Origin of the sequence: Bacillus sp. SIMBA_026, assembly GCF_046535335.1 — a bacterium.
Classification (GTDB): Bacteria; Bacillota; Bacilli; order Bacillales; family Bacillaceae; genus Bacillus; species Bacillus velezensis.
Genome location: NZ_JAWRWX010000025.1, coordinates 1 through 516, shown reverse-complemented (window position 1 = coordinate 516; position 516 = coordinate 1). Strand labels below are relative to the sequence as shown.

Annotated in this window: 2 protein-coding genes; both read left to right on the top strand. The window is 54.8% G+C overall.

Going from position 1 to position 516, the window contains the following annotated elements; genetic code table 11:
- A partial coding sequence (locus SB847_RS20495) for a hypothetical protein (RefSeq protein ID WP_410578387.1) occupies nt 1-189 on the top strand: 189 nt, incomplete at its 5' end.
- Nucleotides 190-228: 39 nt separating this feature from the next.
- The gene (locus tag SB847_RS20490) at nt 229-366 is read left to right on the top strand and encodes a hypothetical protein (RefSeq protein WP_410578385.1); all 138 of its coding nucleotides are present in this window, start codon (nt 229-231) and stop codon (nt 364-366) included.
- Nucleotides 367-516: the final 150 nt, after the last annotated feature.

Here is a 516-nt window from a genome sequence, read left to right as displayed (position 1 = left end):
CTATACACTTGGCTCACAAGCATCGGCCTCGCCTCTGTCTTCTACGCCTACCTGGCCGCACTCGCCGTACTGACCATAATCGTCGGTTTCAAAATGAAAGAAACCCGTGGCATGGACCTGAACGAGGACATGCATCAATCAGCCCTGCCAGCAGAGCAGCCCCAGCCATCCTCAGCGGCTTCAAACTGAGCAAGGCTCGACAGAATTGAATTGAAGGGAAGTGACCTCATGCAAAGCGAAGCTGAGACTCATACCGTCGTGAACAAAGGCGACAGAACCGACTTCGGGACAGAGATTGAGAAGGAGACACAGGGGCCTGATGACGTCGGCGCTGCCGGAGTCGGCAGTCGCCGCAGCGGAACTTGACTTAGAGAATTTTCTGTCTCGCCTCACGTACGGCGGATGAATTGTCCGGCCAGCACTACTACGAATTTAGGGACAGCATTGCCTAATCACAAGGTGCCAGTGTGGGCCATACAACGAGTCAACGCGGTGTTGGCCGATGAGATAAGCTCC

Bases quoted from the DNA above. Each gene is read 5' to 3' on its own strand.
- SB847_RS20490 (WP_410578385.1), top strand. From the start codon at position 229: ATGCAAAGCGAAGCTGAGACTCATACCGTCGTGAACAAAGGCGACAGA.